Source organism: Bacteroidota bacterium (assembly GCA_026391695.1).
Classification (GTDB): Bacteria; Bacteroidota; Bacteroidia; order Bacteroidales; family JAGONC01; genus JAPLDP01.
In genome coordinates, this window is the sequence record JAPLDP010000071.1 from 83,834 (window position 1) to 99,522 (window position 15,689).

The 15,689-nt window shown below is 38.6% G+C and carries 12 protein-coding genes and 1 tRNA gene; 5 read left to right on the forward strand and 8 right to left on the reverse strand.

Going from position 1 to position 15,689, the window contains the following annotated elements; all coding sequences use genetic code 11:
* Window positions 1-53 precede the first annotated feature (53 nt).
* Window positions 54-2,480, forward strand: a complete 2,427-nt coding sequence (locus tag NT175_10255) for an ABC transporter permease (GenBank protein MCX6235084.1) — start codon at window positions 54-56, stop codon at window positions 2,478-2,480.
* A 95-nt stretch (window positions 2,481-2,575) separates the two neighbouring features.
* Here NT175_10255 and NT175_10260 read toward each other — a convergent pair whose 3' ends face one another.
* The 4 genes from NT175_10260 to NT175_10275 form a co-directional block, all read right to left on the reverse strand.
* Complete coding sequence (locus NT175_10260; GenBank protein ID MCX6235085.1) at window positions 2,576-3,124, reverse strand: hypothetical protein; 549 nt, start codon at window positions 3,122-3,124, stop codon at window positions 2,576-2,578.
* 365 nt (window positions 3,125-3,489) lie between these two features.
* Window positions 3,490-4,110, reverse strand: coding sequence for a hypothetical protein (locus tag NT175_10265; GenBank protein MCX6235086.1), 621 nt, complete (start codon window positions 4,108-4,110; stop codon window positions 3,490-3,492).
* Window positions 4,111-4,209: 99 nt separating this feature from the next.
* Window positions 4,210-4,677 carry a hypothetical protein gene (locus NT175_10270; protein ID MCX6235087.1) on the reverse strand — a complete coding sequence of 156 codons (468 nt, stop codon included), beginning with the start codon at window positions 4,675-4,677 and terminating at the stop codon, window positions 4,210-4,212.
* A gap of 248 nt (window positions 4,678-4,925) precedes the next feature.
* On the reverse strand, window positions 4,926-6,428 hold the full coding sequence (locus NT175_10275) for a glutamine synthetase family protein (protein MCX6235088.1): 1,503 nt from the start codon (window positions 6,426-6,428) through the stop codon (window positions 4,926-4,928).
* A 168-nt stretch (window positions 6,429-6,596) separates the two neighbouring features.
* Here NT175_10275 and NT175_10280 point away from each other — a divergent pair, with 168 nt between their 5' ends.
* On the forward strand, window positions 6,597-7,703 hold the full coding sequence (locus NT175_10280; protein MCX6235089.1) for a TerC/Alx family metal homeostasis membrane protein: 1,107 nt from the start codon (window positions 6,597-6,599) through the stop codon (window positions 7,701-7,703).
* Window positions 7,704-7,816: 113 nt separating this feature from the next.
* On the opposite strand, the gene meaB is transcribed toward NT175_10280, so the two are convergent.
* On the reverse strand, window positions 7,817-8,917 hold the full coding sequence (gene meaB, locus NT175_10285) for a methylmalonyl Co-A mutase-associated GTPase MeaB (protein ID MCX6235090.1): 1,101 nt from the start codon (window positions 8,915-8,917) through the stop codon (window positions 7,817-7,819).
* Window positions 8,918-9,034: 117 nt separating this feature from the next.
* Between meaB and NT175_10290 the strand changes: the two genes are divergently transcribed.
* Window positions 9,035-9,107 (forward strand) — tRNA-Lys (locus NT175_10290).
* A gap of 38 nt (window positions 9,108-9,145) precedes the next feature.
* Here NT175_10290 and NT175_10295 read toward each other — a convergent pair.
* The 3 genes from NT175_10295 to NT175_10305 all read right to left on the reverse strand — a co-directional run bounded on the left by NT175_10295 (window position 9,146) and on the right by NT175_10305 (window position 12,695).
* On the reverse strand, window positions 9,146-11,062 hold the full coding sequence (locus tag NT175_10295; protein MCX6235091.1) for a hypothetical protein: 1,917 nt from the start codon (window positions 11,060-11,062) through the stop codon (window positions 9,146-9,148).
* A gap of 371 nt (window positions 11,063-11,433) precedes the next feature.
* The gene (locus NT175_10300) at window positions 11,434-11,748 is read right to left on the reverse strand and encodes a nucleotidyltransferase domain-containing protein (GenBank protein ID MCX6235092.1); all 315 of its coding nucleotides are present in this window, start codon (window positions 11,746-11,748) and stop codon (window positions 11,434-11,436) included.
* A 257-nt stretch (window positions 11,749-12,005) separates the two neighbouring features.
* Entirely contained in the window at window positions 12,006-12,695 is a 690-nt protein-coding gene (locus NT175_10305) for a clostripain-related cysteine peptidase (GenBank protein MCX6235093.1), read from the reverse strand.
* Between the two features lie 205 nt (window positions 12,696-12,900).
* Here NT175_10305 and NT175_10310 point away from each other — a divergent pair, with 205 nt between their 5' ends.
* The gene (locus NT175_10310; protein ID MCX6235094.1) at window positions 12,901-15,027 is read left to right on the forward strand and encodes a tetratricopeptide repeat protein; all 2,127 of its coding nucleotides are present in this window, start codon (window positions 12,901-12,903) and stop codon (window positions 15,025-15,027) included.
* Window positions 15,024-15,650 carry a response regulator transcription factor gene (locus NT175_10315; protein MCX6235095.1) on the forward strand — a complete coding sequence of 209 codons (627 nt, stop codon included), beginning with the start codon at window positions 15,024-15,026 and terminating at the stop codon, window positions 15,648-15,650. Before NT175_10310 ends, NT175_10315 begins: the two co-directional genes overlap by 4 nt.
* The last annotated feature ends 39 nt before the right edge of the window (window positions 15,651-15,689 follow it).

Below are 15,689 nucleotides of genomic sequence, written 5' to 3' on the forward strand. Positions count from 1 at the left end.
AACTCTCTTTAAAGTTATTCTTCCTTCAGTCTGATTAAAAAAAAGCTGCTGAAATGATTCTGAACTATATTAAAAGCACCTTACGAAACCTGAGCCGAAATAAATTTCCTGCTGCCCTGAATATAACTGGTCTTTCCGTCGGCCTGGCCGTTTTTATATTTATCATGCTCTATATCAGGGATGAACTGACGTACGATAAATATCATGAGAAATATAAAAGAATTTACAGGATTGAATCCAATTTCAAAATTGCTGAGCGAAATGAGAAATTTGCCATAGTTCCTATTCCGATGGGACCAGCCTTTAAACTTGAATTTCCTGAAGTTGAGACATTTGTTCGTCTCGTAAATGCCGGAAATGCACTTATCCGGTATGGAGATAAAGAGTACTATGAGGAAAATTTTTATTTTGCCGATTCTACGATGTTCGATGTATTCACTCATAAATTTCTGTTAGGATCGCCTGAGAAAGCCTTATCGGAACCTTTCACCATGGTTGTCACCCGGAAAATCGCCAATAAATATTTTGGTAAAGATAATCCCATCGGACAGGTATTAAAGACAGGCAGTGACCACAGTTATAAAATTACCGCGGTGATAGAAGATCTGCCTTCAAATTCACATTTGAAGTTTGAGGCGCTACTTTCAGCGGTCAGTTTGATGGAAGGCACCACCCCCGAGGATTTTAATAGCATGGAACCCTTACGGTTCTGGAATATCGGCGTATATACCTATATCCTTCTTAATAAAAATACGACAATTGATGGTATTTATAAAAAATTTCCGGCTTTCTACGAAAAATACATGAAGCCCATTGGCGACCAAATCAATGCGAGTATTGATCTGCTTACCACACCTTTAACCGGTCAACATTTTTCCTCCGGTCTCTCTTCCGACCAGCCCACAGGTAACCGTGCCTATATTTACATTTTCCTTGCAGTTGCGGTGTTTATTTTACTTATCGCTGCTATTAATTATATGAATATGGCAACTGCCAAATCAGCAAGCAGGGCAAGGGAAGTAGGCATGCGTAAAGTCCTTGGGGCTTACAGGACTCAACTGATCCGGCAATTCCTCAGTGAATCGGTCCTTCTATCGGTATTGGCTCTTTTGATTGCTCTTGTGATCGTTTATCTGTTTTTAGGAGATTTTAATAGTCTTGCAGGCAAAGAATTGAGCTTCCGCATGCTTACCCAACCTCAGGTGCTTCTTTCGGTTATTATTGTTGCCTTGTTTGTTGGAGTGATCTCGGGAAGTTATCCGGCATTCTATCTTTCTGCCTATCAACCTGTTAACGTGCTCAAAGGTACTTTTAGCGGCTCTGGCAGGAGATCTGGATTATTAAGAAGGATTTTAGTTGTTTTTCAGTTCTTTATTGCTATCCTGATGATCATTGCTACTCTTGTACTTTCTCATCAATTGAATTTCATGAGGGAAAAAAATCTTGGCTTTGATAAAAAGAATATGGTGGTGCTTCAATTACAGGATTCGACTTTCAGGAGTAAATCGGAATCATTTAAAAAAGAATTGCTCACGAATTCTAATATACTTGGTGTAACCAATTCAACTGGTATTCCCGGGGAGATCAACTGGATTCAGGTAGTAAGGGTTCAGATGGCGAATGAGATGAAGGATAATGCCCTGATACTGGCTCAGACCGACTTTGATTTTATTAAAGTGATGGGTATGGAGATAGTAAAAGGGAGAGATTTTGACCAGGCTATGGGAACCGATAAAACAGAGGCAGTCATAATCAATGAAACAGGGGTGAAAACCCTTGGATGGGTGGATGATCCGATAGGAAAAAAGATACAGTACGGATTCGATCTTAATGGCAACACGGGTAGGATACTGAAAGTTATTGGTGTGGTTAAAGATTTTAACTTTAAATCATTACATAATAAGATAGAACCTATTATCCTCTTTATCAGTGATGAACCACGATATTTCTTATCTGTCCGTATAAGTGACGAAAATACTCAGTCAACACTCGATTTTATTGAATCCAAATGGCATGCATTTGGCGCCAAAAGGCCTTTTGATTATGCATTTCTTAATCAGAGACTCGATGAGATGTACCAGGCAGAGCATAAGTTAGGTGTCATTTTCAGGCTTGCCGCCATTTTGACCATATTAATTGCTCTGCTTGGTTTATTAGGTTTATCCTCGTTTATTGCCGAACAACGTTTTAAAGAAATCGGCATACGGAAAATTCATGGTGCTACAGTAGGGAACATCATGCAATTATTGGTTAGGGAATTCGTCATTCTTATCCTGATTGCTTTTGTGATATCTGCGCCTATTGCCTGGTGGAGGCTTGATATATGGATAAATCATACATTCATTTATCATGATACCATGTCATGGATCTTTTTCTTACTTGCCGGCATTCTCGCTCTGGGAATAGGTACACTCACCATTAGTATCTATATCCTTAGAGCAGCTACCTCAAATCCCGTAAATGCAATAAAATATGAATGACCATGCTGGGGTTATCTCTTATGGCCCCAGTATAACTTATTCATTAAACTGATATCCCACATTTGTTAGCTATCAGCTATTGTTTTGCATACAGATCATTCTTGCCCGAAATAAAATCCGATAGTGACGATGTTCTCCAATTGTAACGCTTTATTTATCAGTTTTTCATATTCAATTAGTGTCTGAATGCTCGATTTGATATGTTTTCCAAGAATGATGCTAAACTCGTTCCTGATATTTAGATCAATAGGCATATTAAAATTTTTAAACGCTTTAATATTACAATTCCATTTTATTGAATTGCCGAATTCCTTAATAAATATCAGCTCTGTGCTTAGTCCGTATTCGAAAAGTATTTTTTTGTTTTTTTTAACTCCGTAGTACAAATCGGTGTTCATATCAGTATATACGGCCTGATTATAGATATAAATGAATTTAGCGCTAGAAATCCCGATATTTAATGATCCCAGGTTTCCCCCCTTAAAATCAAATCCTCCGCTCAATATGCATTGGGCTGGTGTCATGAAGCCTTCCCTCAGCTTTTTTTCATTTTGATGTGTACTATCGTCATAAATGTTTTCATAGGAATTTAGCAAAGGCATACGGGCATCAGTATTCAGTGTGAAGTGTATAGTTTTTGTCAAAGGAAATGATGTCTTTGTATATAACGAGGTTTCATCAAGGGTTTTATGGATTATGGAGTCAGGTATATATTGAAACCCCAATTGATGGCGAAAGCTGGAACAAAATTTAAAGTGTTGTTTTTTTTCAATAGTCAGGTTGTAAGATAAGTCCTGAAATAAAGAAAAAAGACTGATCGATTTGTTATGTTTGTTCCATTCCGAGTAGTTATTGAAAGAGATTGTATAAGTGAGATTTTCGACTAAAACGGATCGAAAATTCGTATTCTGCAGATCAATGAATTTTGAGATATCATAACTATTGATGTCGTCTGTCTTGGTCTGACCAATAACGTAATAAGATATTCCGGTTAGACATGTTAACCAGATTATTTTTTTGACATAAAGGAAAATTTTACATCCAGCGGCACATTCCAACTCTCCTGCAGATCCAAATTAACTTTTAAAACTTTGATTTTTAATGATGAAAGTGTATTGTAAAGTTCATCTTCCCAGTCTTTGACCTTTAAATTAAGATGGCCAGTGTAAAGTGACCAGAATATGACTGCGTAGATATCCGGTGTTTCATTTATATTTTGTCCGACATCCTGGCCATCGAGTGTTTTTAAATAGGGTAGAAATTGTCCGAAAGTAAACAGGCTATCCACTTCATAATTGTGAATGTCAGATAGAGAGTTGATTATTCCGGTATTCTCTGCGTTGCATTTTTCAGGATCCCTGAGTTGCATAAAATACCCATCCTTATTGAAGTACCACATTTCAGGAATCCCCGGGAATTGTTCACATTTTATCAATGCGAAATAATGAGTCGTGTCACAGATTACATAGACATTGTCCTGCCTCATTTCTTTTTTATCGAGAAAATTTTTTATGGTTGTTTTATTTTCTATCCGCGGTTTATGCATCCCATTTATTACCAAATATATCTTTGTGCAGGAAGCGAATACCGAAATCAATGCAATAAAACTGAGAAACCTGATTGTTTTCATACAAATTGGCATTAAATGAATGTCCTGTGAATTATTGGTAAGAGGTTGTCCAATAGGCTTTTTACTCTACCCGTTGAACAACCTCACCGACGATTACCCTTAAAATTTCACCACGAGTGTTTGTCCGGTATCTTTTACATCATACTGACCGGCTTTGATGGTAACATTACCCTTATATTGCAAAGCGTCAAGCACAGCACGGGGTACCTGAAAGTCTTCCTCAACAATGAATTTCTGGTTAAGGTATATAGTGATAGTCTCACTTTTTGTATTTGATTTTTTAAATTCCGTGACGAAATGGTTTTCATCATCGAAATAGGCCTCCGAAACTGCTGTAGTGAAAGGCGGCCCACTCGGAACCGGAGCATCAATAAATGAGATGCCAAAATGGCAAATCCCGAACCCTCTGCAATCCTTATTGGGATTGCCAAATTCGATCTCAAGACAAATTTTAATTTTTATTTTTGGACCCGAGTTAGCAGAATTTGTTTGCGCAGGAGTTGCCTTCAACTGTTGCATACCTCCCATCATCAAAACAACCAACAAAAATACAAGCGTCCTTTTCATAATTCCTCCTACATTATTTTTACTTACTCTGTTACAGGCTTTTCAGTATCCGCCTTTTAGTGTCGTCAGCGCGCTCCTTTAACACCTATACCTATTAATCCGAAAATGACAAAAACGTACCCATTTTTTTTAAAAAAAATGATTTTTTTACGCACTGGATTATCATCTTCTGAAAAGAGCGTGTCACATGAGAGCATACACATCAGGCGGGCGCATACTAAAGTTACAGGAACCCCACGGATTTATCATCATCCGCAGTGAAAGAATTTGTTTACAATTTTCAGCAGTTCTTCCTGGTTATAGCTTAGCCTTTCACGGATGTTTTTGTCGTTATAACTTCTCAGTTTGCTTACTATGAGGTCTAAGATGTCGTCGGAGAAAACATCATATTGTTTGTAGATATCTTTATGTCTCAGCAAGTATTCGGCTGATTCCCAGCATGATGATGGAAGCCTGGCAAGGTTTTTCATCTTGATTTTGTCCTGGTCATTGAAGATATCAACATCCACATAGGTTCTTTGCGCATATTCCAGGGCGTTATCCATCTCAAATCCATGACGGACTGCAACAGTTAGTCCTGCAAGGAGAAGGTGAACATCAGCTGAACCATCGGGGCAACGGAATTCGACAGTCTGTTTACACGAGTGATCAATAAATGTTGTATTTTCATGTGGATTGGCATCAGCAACCATATTTACCTTATTACACCAACCCAAAGGAACTCTGACCAGCACCGAGCGGTTACGGTCACCCCAGCAAATGGTTGTTGGAGCTTCCTGGTGCGGGACAAGGCGGAAATAGGATGTTGGATTGGTATTGCCGAAAGCTGTGAGTGAAGGGGCAAGCTGGAGGAATCCTGCAATAGCTTTTTTAGCTTCATCAGTCAGTTTGCCATCTTTGACCATTATATTATGACCGTTTTTCATTAGCTGGGTATGGATATGCAGTCCGCTGCCAGCTTTGCCGACAGTGATTTTTGGAGCAAACGTGACTGTGATGCCATATTTGTAGGCAAGGGTGCGCAAAATCCATTTGGCAACAACAAGCTGATCGGCGGTATCCTCAATGTCGACAGGCAGAAACTCAATTTCATTCTGTGCATATTCCAGGTTGTCGATTTTGAAATTGCCGACCTCTGAATGCCCGTATTTAATATATCCACCGGCTTGGGCAATAGCGAGCATAGCTTCCTTGCGGAACTCGCCAAATTTGGAGAATGGCTCCGCTTCATGATATCCACGCTGATCGTCCGTTTCAAATAAGGGATCATGAGTGTCGATAACGTAATATTCGAGTTCGCCCATTGCCTGAAAGGAGTATCCCGTCCGGGTTTTAAGTATGTCGTGTGCCCTGTGGAGTATATTCTCGGGAGCCATTTTCAAGGGATTGCCGTCCTTGTCATAAAATGAACACAGAATATCCAGTGTCGGAGTCTCGGTAAAGGGATTGAGAAAAGCTGTACGGTAACGCGGAATGACATACAGGTCACTTGAACCCGGCTCGATATGCGAGAAGAGATTTGATCCATCAACACGTTCACCCGTGGAAAGAAGAGTATCCAGATGTTCTTTGTTATTGATCACAAAATTCAGTTCTTTCAGTCTTCCATCTCCACCAACATACCGGAAATTGATCATTTCAATGAAATTATCCTCGATATACCGGATTAGATCAGCTTTTGTAAAATCAGATGCCGGTTTATCAAGATATTGAACAAGAGGATTGGGATTTAATGCTAGAGAATTATTCATGTCATTCACTTTTACCTGGTTACAAAAAAAGGATGGCAAAATTAATAAAAATCCATTTTAATTCTTGTATACAACAACATTATTATTATAACTCTGAATAGGATTTTATCGTTTTCAAAACTAATAAGGTGTTTCTTTATTAAATTTGACAGCTTATTCTAAGCTCTGATGAATCCTTTGACTTCAATTTTTTTCACCAATTCTTTTGAAACGCTGTTCTTCTTTGGTTTTCTGTTTATCGTTTTATCGGTCGTAATTATTGATCTGAAAGTCATCGGGCGTCAGAGTCATAGCATTTCTTTCAGGGAGGCTATCATTTGGACGCTGGTATGGATTTGCCTGGCGATGCTGTTTTATTTATTCCTGCGATTTCGAGGAGAGTATATTCATGGGATCGGACTTTCTGATCATCCAACTTCTGTCGCCGATCAAATCAGGGATAATGTAGCGGCCTACCATCCTTCTGTAAAAATCGAAGATATTACCGATGAAAATGTGATACTAAACCTTTACAGGAAAAACCTTGCCCTGGAGTATTTAACAGGATATCTGATCGAATATTCACTATCGGTAGATAATGTTTTCGTTATTATCATGATTTTTATGGCTTTTGGAATATTGAACAAATATTATAAACGGGTATTGTTCTGGGGTATTCTGGGCGCCATAGTCATGCGCTTTTTATTCATTTTTCTTGGGGCAGCACTTATTTCCCGATTTGAAATCGTCCTTTACATGTTTGGTGGTTTCCTGGTTTACACCGGTATACAGATGTTCCGCACAAGGAACAAAATAAAAGAAATAGATACCAAAAACCATCCCGTTGTAAAGTTAGCCTCCAGATACTTTGCTGTTTATCCACGGAATGTGAGACATCATTTTATGATCCGTAAACGAGGAAAGATATTCGTTACCCCCATGTTAATCGTATTACTGGTCATTGAATTTTCAGATGTTATTTTTGCCGTTGACTCTGTACCAGCCATTTTTTCGGTGACAAAAGATCCTTTTATCGTTTTTTTCTCGAACATTTTTGCGATTCTTGGATTACGGTCGTTATTTTTTTTACTGATCAATATCATGGACCGGTTCCGATATCTCAAGCATGGATTATCCGTGTTACTAACCTTCATCGGTTTCAAGCTGATATTGCATACCTGGCTTGAGGAGATCGGATTTACCACTGCCATGTCGCTATATGTAGTCATGGCTATTCTGGGTATAAGCATCTTAGCATCTCTATTATCTCCAATGAATAAAAACGCATCCTCGTAGATGCAAACAAACTGATTAATGAGACTCAAATTTTACAAGCAAAGTGCAGTAAAATTTGTAAGTCGAATTAATCCCGACTGCGAAGCGAGTCGGGATCGATTAAATACCCTGGGTTAATCAGTTAAGTTTTTATAATAGATTTCCAGCAATTTTTGGGCGGCAGCATATGGTGTGAGTTTTGAAGAGAGCAGGTCACTTTCAATCTCATTTTTCACAAGTTTGATTGATGAATTCGCATAGAAATTATCTTTCAGCCTTTCGTTGATGGCATCAATCAGAGCTTGGAAATTTTGAGATTTTCTTCTTTTCTTAAATGATCCATTGTCATGGGTCAGATTAACATAATCCATTACGGTTTTCCATACCTCTTCAACACCAGATTTATTTAGAGAAGAGCATATACTGACACGGGGTATCCAACCCGATTCAGTTGGCGGAAAGAGGTGCAGGGCATTTTGGTATTCGCGCATAGCTTGCCGGGCTTTATTCAGGTTGTCGCCATCGGCCTTGTTGATAATGATGGCATCGGCCATTTCCATGATTCCGCGCTTTATTCCCTGTAGCTCGTCACCGGCACCGGCGAGCATGAGCAGAAGGAAGAAATCAACCATGCCATGTACGGCGGTTTCGGATTGTCCCACACCCACTGTTTCGATAAAAATCGTATCAAATCCGGCTGCTTCACAAAGGATGATGGTTTCACGGGTTTTACGGGTGACGCCACCGAGCGATCCTGCCGACGGTGAAGGCCGGATGAATGCATCAGGATCGACAGAGAGCTCTTCCATACGTGTTTTATCACCAAGGATACTGCCTTTGGAACGCTGGCTGCTGGGATCGATGGCCAAAACAGCTAACCGACGCCCCTGGCCGGTCAGATATTTTCCCAGCGCCTCAATGAATGTGCTTTTGCCAACGCCAGGCACACCAGTTATTCCTATCCGTATGGATCGCCCGCTAAAAGGAACACATTTTTCAATGACACCCTGCGCGATGACCTGATGTTCCGGCAGGGAACTTTCAATAAGAGTGATGGCTTTACTCAGAAGTGTGCGATTATGCGAAAGTATACCCTCCATATATTCGTTCACTTCCAGAGATCTCCTCGCCATACTCTTGAAGCGACGTACGGCATCATCATTATGAGTTAACTGTTTCTCAACTCCTTTGCTTATGTGTAGAGCCGACCGTTTGGATTTATTATTTTCAGCCATTATGGAAATACAGGGATTTGCTTTACAAAGGTAGTGATATTGAATAGAAGAAATAATCTTTACTAATGGAGAATGGGATGTCAGGAAATTTTGCTTAATTTTGCACGCCTTTTAAAACTCTCCGTAGCTCAGCTGGCAGAGCAGATGACTCTTAATCATCGGGTCGAAGGTTCGAGTCCTTCCGGGGAGACACTTTATCGCGAGATGGATCATTTTTGTCGGTTATTATCACAGTCCCACTTCCTTTAACAGGGCCATATAGCGTGAACCTTCAGGAATAAAAATAGGATTAACTCTGAGCCAAGGAAGAAATGTGTCATGCTCATTGCAGGCTCTCTTTAGCCACTCCAATGCCAGATCCTCTTCTCCCCGGACTCTATGGATCAGATAAAAAGATGTTGCAGGCACATATTCCGTTTCTGACCTTTTCTTTACACTTTCAAATAGTTTATCTGCTTTATCTTTTTCCCCAATTTGATAATAACGACAAACAAGACATGCTATTGCAAACGGATTTCCATCTGAAAGATCAACTGCCTTCATGTATTCAGCAACTGACTCTTTGACCATTCCTTTTGCATAATAATAAACCCACCCGAGCTGAAAGTGTGTAAAGAAGTAATTCGGATTTATTTTCAGGGTCATCCTATATTCTTCTATCGCTCTGTCATGCTGACCAGCATATTCAAAGGAATCACCTGTTCGTGTATTGATATAGCATGAAAGCGGATCAAGCTCCTGGGCTCGTTTTGCTTCGGAGATTGACTCCTCATGACGTCCGGTAACTATTAGCAAACACGAATAGTCTATATGAATCGAGGAGGAGTTTGGATTTATCTGAAGAGCATGCTTAAAATTCCGTTCTGCTTCTTTCCAGTTCCAATAATATATATTGATTGAACCAAGTGCAGAATAGGCTTCAGCAAGAGTACTGTCTATTTTCAGAGCCTTATTTGTATATTCATTTGCTCTGGGTAAAGCTTCGTTTGGTGAAATATTTCCAAAAGTTGTGCTGACTATGTTGACAGCAGCCAATCCGGTATATGCAAGTGCATAGTCTGGATCCTTTTGGAGTGCTTGTTCAAAATACTCTGTAGCTTTTTTATATCCTTCCGCTGTCATCATTTGCCAATAGTAAGTGCCTTTCAAATACAGGTTATAAGCTTCAAGATTTCCAGAATGCCGTTTCGCAATCATTGCTTCTGTTTCACCTAAAAGTTTAACTTTCAGATTATCCAGGATTGCCAGCGATATTTCATCCTGGATGGCAAACACATCTTTCATTTCACGATCGTAACGTTCTGACCAGATGTGTGAACCATCAGCAACTTTAATAAGCTGTGCTGTTATACGAAGGCGGTTGCCCACCTTCCGGATGCTGCCTTCGAGTAATGTCTCAACATCAAGTATCCGTCCTATTTCACGTATATCTACCTGTTTATCCTTGAATGCAAAAGCAGAAGTACGGGCAATAACTTTAAAGCTTTCATTATGTGCAAGAGCATTGATAATTTCTTCTGTTATACCATCACAGAAATAATCCTGATCTTTCTCCGGACTCATATCCACAAATGGTAACACTGCAATGGATTTTTCTTTTGACATACTATGACCTTTAAGAACGGATTCAGCTATTTCTGATTTCTTTTGTCCGGCGATTATAGAATAAATCTTAACTGGATCCGGGATATTCTTTAAAATCTTTTCTCCGAAAAATACTGCTCTGATACCCGATTTATTTTTGATATCATCGTACACCTTTTCGGAAATATAAATGCCTCCTGGTTCACCTGCTGCTTCAATCCGGGAAGCTACGTTGACACCATCCCCGAACACATCGCCTTCACTTACAATAATATCTCCGATATGAATACCAATCCGTACCTTCAGTAAAGTTACTTTGCAACATGCCTTCTGGATTACAATGGCACAATTGACGGCGTCCATGGAACTTTGGAAGGTAGCCAGCGTCCCGTCGCCAACCTCTTTGATGTATTCCCCGTTGAATTTGGAAACAGCCGTTTTGTGGATTGACCTATTTTTCTCCAGGACGCGCATAGCCATTTTTTCATCCTTCGACATCAGGGCCGAATAGCCGGTGATGTCGGTGAACATGATGGCGGCGAGTTTGCGGTGTTCTTTCATTTAAGAAAGGCTTAAACAGGATATTGTGTTTACTTGAACGTGTAAATATAACGACTTTATCGTTAAAAATTGTAAATCTTCAGCCAAAAGTGGGCTGATTCAGGAATTAATAAATGCTTGTTATTGCCGTACCCTTTAACCCCTTTTATGCATTTTCTCTCAAAAGAAGTATCTGATATCAACTTTTCTAAATAAAGCATAATTTGCGTGAATGGTACCAGAATGAAGGCATATAGGAAGATGATAGATCAAAGGGGCACATTTTTATCATAATTACTTCAGGAATGTATAATACTCCCCAAAAGTAAGATTGGCTGAAGGTAGAAAAGTATCTGTCTCATTAATTGCTAATTTAATGTCAGAAAAGGGATTTAAGCACTTTTTCGTTCATAAACCAAGATTTTATCCCTGTCCAGGATTTTTCTGAAGATAGGATTTCTTACGGCTTGATTTTCAACTATATCAACTTCTCTATTTAACATAGATTCCAATTGTTCTTTGAAATCCATATAATTATTGAAATATTCTGTAGGATCAATTCGGGAGCTGAATTGAATGAGAATATCAACATCACTTTGCTCATTAAACTTCTCTGTATTAATAGAGCCAAAAATGAATAATTGCTCCACATGGTGATCAGAGCATAATTTTTTGATTTTGTCGATATTTTGCCCAATTAAATTCATCAAGACAAAAGTAAGAAAAAAGGAAAGATTAAAAAAATAGGGCATTAGTAGTACCAGATGTCAACTTTTACTAAATGATGCATAATTTGAATGAAGGGTACCTAAATGAGGACATAAGGAAGATGGCAGATTAAATGATCCCATTTAAGTTACAATTACTTCAAGAATGGGGAAACAGTTTGGTCAGGAATATACATTTCCAGCAACACGATTTTATTTTGTGCTACACGAAGTCTTACTTATTATGCATAGTTATTTTATTCTTTAATTTTGAGTTGTGGAATTTCCTTTAACAATCTATAAAATTCTAAATTCTTATATTCGTTTTTTTTCTTATCATTTATCAATGCACATATGGAAATACCACAGTATCCCTTCATATTTTGTCTTTTAGGATTTATTTTATGAAATAACACCAATTGATTGTTTATAAACTCAACTAGCTGATTTCTTCTAAGATTTAATTCAGAGTTATTTTCTAAATTGATATTATCTAAAAAAGAAACCATATCCCAATATTCTTCTCCAAAATAATTAATACCCGTCGGTGTTGAAACCAGCTTTATGTTTCTTTCGACTTTTATTGAATTCACGAAAGTTGAAAATATTACATAAAAGCTATCCAATTTTGAATTATCAACAAGAGTGTATGAACTATACATATCATAAGCTTCATTACCAACAATAATTTCCGCCACATCATACCCATTAGTAACCGTATTCTTTGACATTTGAGAAAAAAGTTTGGGGTAATAATAATTCGGCGCTCCAAGCTCAGTTTGAGAGCAAAGAGTGTAGCGAGCGACATCCTTAAATTCATAAATTGGTTCAATTGAACCTTTAGTGCATACTTGCAAAAAAAGAAGGTCAATTTTCATGAACCACAAATCCGCCGGCTGGCCGACAAATTCAACACCTGAACCCCTGCCTCCCAGCCTCCTAAACAAATTTTAAAGGTTTAACCGGATTCGTATAAAATAAGTCTATTTTATTGATACCCGGTTATTTATTCATAAATTTATAGGGCCATATTTCAGCCTGTGAGTTTTTAATACGGACTGCCGTTACCCGGATATGCTCTTTGAGATACTCCTTTTGCTAACTGTTTGGAAGAATTGAACAGAACAATATCATCCTTTAAATAGCCAACTCATGAAAAAAGCGCTCTTCCTCCTGGTCATCATTGCAAGCATAGCGACGCAATCTTTTAGCCAAAAACAAGGGCAGGAAAAAATTGATTCCCTCTTCACCATCTTAAATTCCGCAAAAGAGGATACTACCAAAGTAAAGACCCTGACCGCTCTTACTTATGAATTTCTTTCTTATGACCCCGACACTGGGATTTATTTTGCCTATGAAGCGCTGGCGCTTGCAACAAAAATAAATTATAAAATGGGGATTGCAGATGCGCATCTTGCCATTGGTAATGGATTAAGCAACATTGGAAAATATGAAGAAGCATTGAAAAACTTAAATGATGTATTGATGTTATGTGACGAACTTATCACTTCAGCAACGTCAGCTTACAAATTAATAATCATGAAACGAAAAGGTGATGCTTACAACCGTATTGGAACTATTAATCAATTTCAAGGGAATTACTTTGAAGGGATAAAGAATCTTTCCTCTGCCATGATAATCTATCAGGAAATGGGGAATAAGAAAGGAATAGCTAATGTATACAACAACATAGGAACTGTTTATTATTATCTGGGAAATTATCCCGAAGCATTAAAGAATTTTTTCGCTGCCTTAAAAATCCAGGAAGAAATCGGGGATAAAATAAATATAGCTGGTTCATACAACAACATCGGAGTTATTTATATGGATCAAGGCAATTATGCCGAAGCTTTAAAAAATTATTTCATGGCATTAAAACTAAATGAAGAGTTAGGTGATAAAAGGGGGAAAGCTGAGAATCTTACCAACATCGGAAATATTTATGAGGATCACCAGGGCAATCATGCCGAAGCGTTAAAAATATTTTTGGAAGCATTAAAAATATCCGAAGAATTAGGCGATATAGCCGGGGAAGCTATTGATCTATCCAATATCGGAATTGTTTATTCGATGCAGGGCTATTATGCTGAAGCGTTGAAGTATTATTTGGCTTCTTTAAAAATCGCTGAAGAACTCGGTGATAAAGATCAGATGGCCCATCGTTTCAACTATATCGGAGCTGCTTTTATAAAATTGAATAAAAACAATGAGGGATCCCGGTATCTGAATAAAGGATTATCACTTGCAAAAGAGATTGGCAACCCCCGTGAAATTGATAATAGCTATAGGTTTTTGGCTGAACTGGATAGTATACAAGGTAATTTTAAGCAGTCATTGGAGAATTATAAGATGTATATTATTTACCGCGATAGTTTAGTAAACGAAGAGAACACAAAAAAAACGGTTCAAATTCAAATGCAATATGAGTTTGACAAAAAAGAATCACTGGCAAAAGCCGAACAGGAAAAGAAGGATGCCTTAGCCCTGGAAGAATTGCAAAAACAAAAACTGATTCGCAATGGATTTGTGGGCGGTGTTAGCGTGTTGCTGATCTTTGCCGTAATTATTTCCATCATTATGCGTCAGCACGAAAAGATCAGGCTGATTAAAAAAGAGAGGAACCGGATCTCGAAAGAACTCCATGATGACATCGGGGCTGAACTTACCCGTATCACTGTGATCAGCCAGCACTTACAGAAAAAAACGAACAAAGATGATGAGATGCAGGAAAAACTCAGGAAAATTTCTGAAGCAGGTAAAAAAGTATTGGGGAGTATCGGTGAAATCATCTGGACAATGAACCAGCAAAAAAATAACCTGGAAAGTCTTTTTGCTTACATCCGCAGGTTTGTCACAGAATACCTCGAAATGAGCGGGATTGAAGTAAATATTGAATTTCCTGATGAAATCCCTGCAAACTCTGTCAGCGATGAATACCGCCGGAATATTTTCCTGGTCATCAAGGAGGCCATATATAATATTACAAAACATTCAAAAGCCACCAGGGTGCGGCTCACAATGAATTTCAGGAAAAGATTGGCAGAATTTGAAATATCCGATAATGGGACAGGGTTCTCTGTACAGGAAAAACAAAACTGGGGAAACGGGCTCAGCAATATGAATCAACGGATGAAAGATATCGGGGGTAATTTCAAGATTAGCTCTGATAAAAACCAGGGCACCTTAATCAAGCTTATTTTCCCCGTTCGTGGATCTAAAAAAAATACAACTTTTGTGTTATTGATCCTTGCTTTTTTTAAAAGGAAATTTGCATCATGATCTCTATAGCAATTATTGAAGACGATGAAGATATCAGGGAAAGCCTGAAAATCCTTATCCAAACCACAGAAGGCTTTGAATGTGCCGGAACTTTTGCTGATGCAGAAACCGGTCTGGAATTTCTTACCGGTAATCCTGCCGATATTGTTTTAATGGATATTCAACTTCCCGGGATGAATGGGATTGAATGTGTCAGGCAGTTGAAATCTATTCACCCTGAAATGCAGTTTATCATGTGCACCATATTCCAGAATGATGATTCGGTTTTCAATGCACTGAAAGCAGGAGCAACAGGATACCTGCTGAAAACTGATGATCCCGGAAAAATCATTGATGCCATCCATGAACTTCACGCCGGGGGATCCCCGATGACTCCGCAAATTGCCAGGCGTGTTATGGAATCCTTTAAAATACCTACCGTTAATGATGCCATTCACCTGCTTACCAAAAGGGAAACCGAGATGCTGGGTCTTCTTGCAAAAGGCTTCCGGTATAAGGAAATTGCCGATAAACTTTTCATCAGTACCGAAACCGTCAGGAAACACATTAACAACATCTACCAGAAACTCCATGTGCAATCCCGCATAGAAGCGGTAAATAAAATCTTCGGGGAGAGGAGTTAATCCATCATAAAAATCACACGAAAGTGGTATTGTGGAGTC

Coding starts and splice junctions, on each gene's coding strand:
- NT175_10255 (MCX6235084.1), top strand. CDS start 54: ATGATTCTGAACTATATTAAAAGCACCTTACGAAACCTGAGCCGAAAT.
- NT175_10280 (MCX6235089.1), top strand. CDS start 6,597: ATGAATCCTTTGACTTCAATTTTTTTCACCAATTCTTTTGAAACGCTG.
- NT175_10315 (MCX6235095.1), top strand. CDS start 15,024: ATGATCTCTATAGCAATTATTGAAGACGATGAAGATATCAGGGAAAGC.
- meaB (MCX6235090.1), bottom strand. CDS start 8,917: ATGGCTGAAAATAATAAATCCAAACGGTCGGCTCTACACATAAGCAAA.
- NT175_10295 (MCX6235091.1), bottom strand. CDS start 11,062: ATGAAAGAACACCGCAAACTCGCCGCCATCATGTTCACCGACATCACC.
- NT175_10310 (MCX6235094.1), top strand. CDS start 12,901: ATGAAAAAAGCGCTCTTCCTCCTGGTCATCATTGCAAGCATAGCGACG.
- NT175_10265 (MCX6235086.1), bottom strand. CDS start 4,110: ATGAAAACAATCAGGTTTCTCAGTTTTATTGCATTGATTTCGGTATTC.
- NT175_10275 (MCX6235088.1), bottom strand. CDS start 6,428: ATGAATAATTCTCTAGCATTAAATCCCAATCCTCTTGTTCAATATCTT.
- NT175_10300 (MCX6235092.1), bottom strand. CDS start 11,748: ATGAATTTAATTGGGCAAAATATCGACAAAATCAAAAAATTATGCTCT.
- NT175_10270 (MCX6235087.1), bottom strand. CDS start 4,677: ATGAAAAGGACGCTTGTATTTTTGTTGGTTGTTTTGATGATGGGAGGT.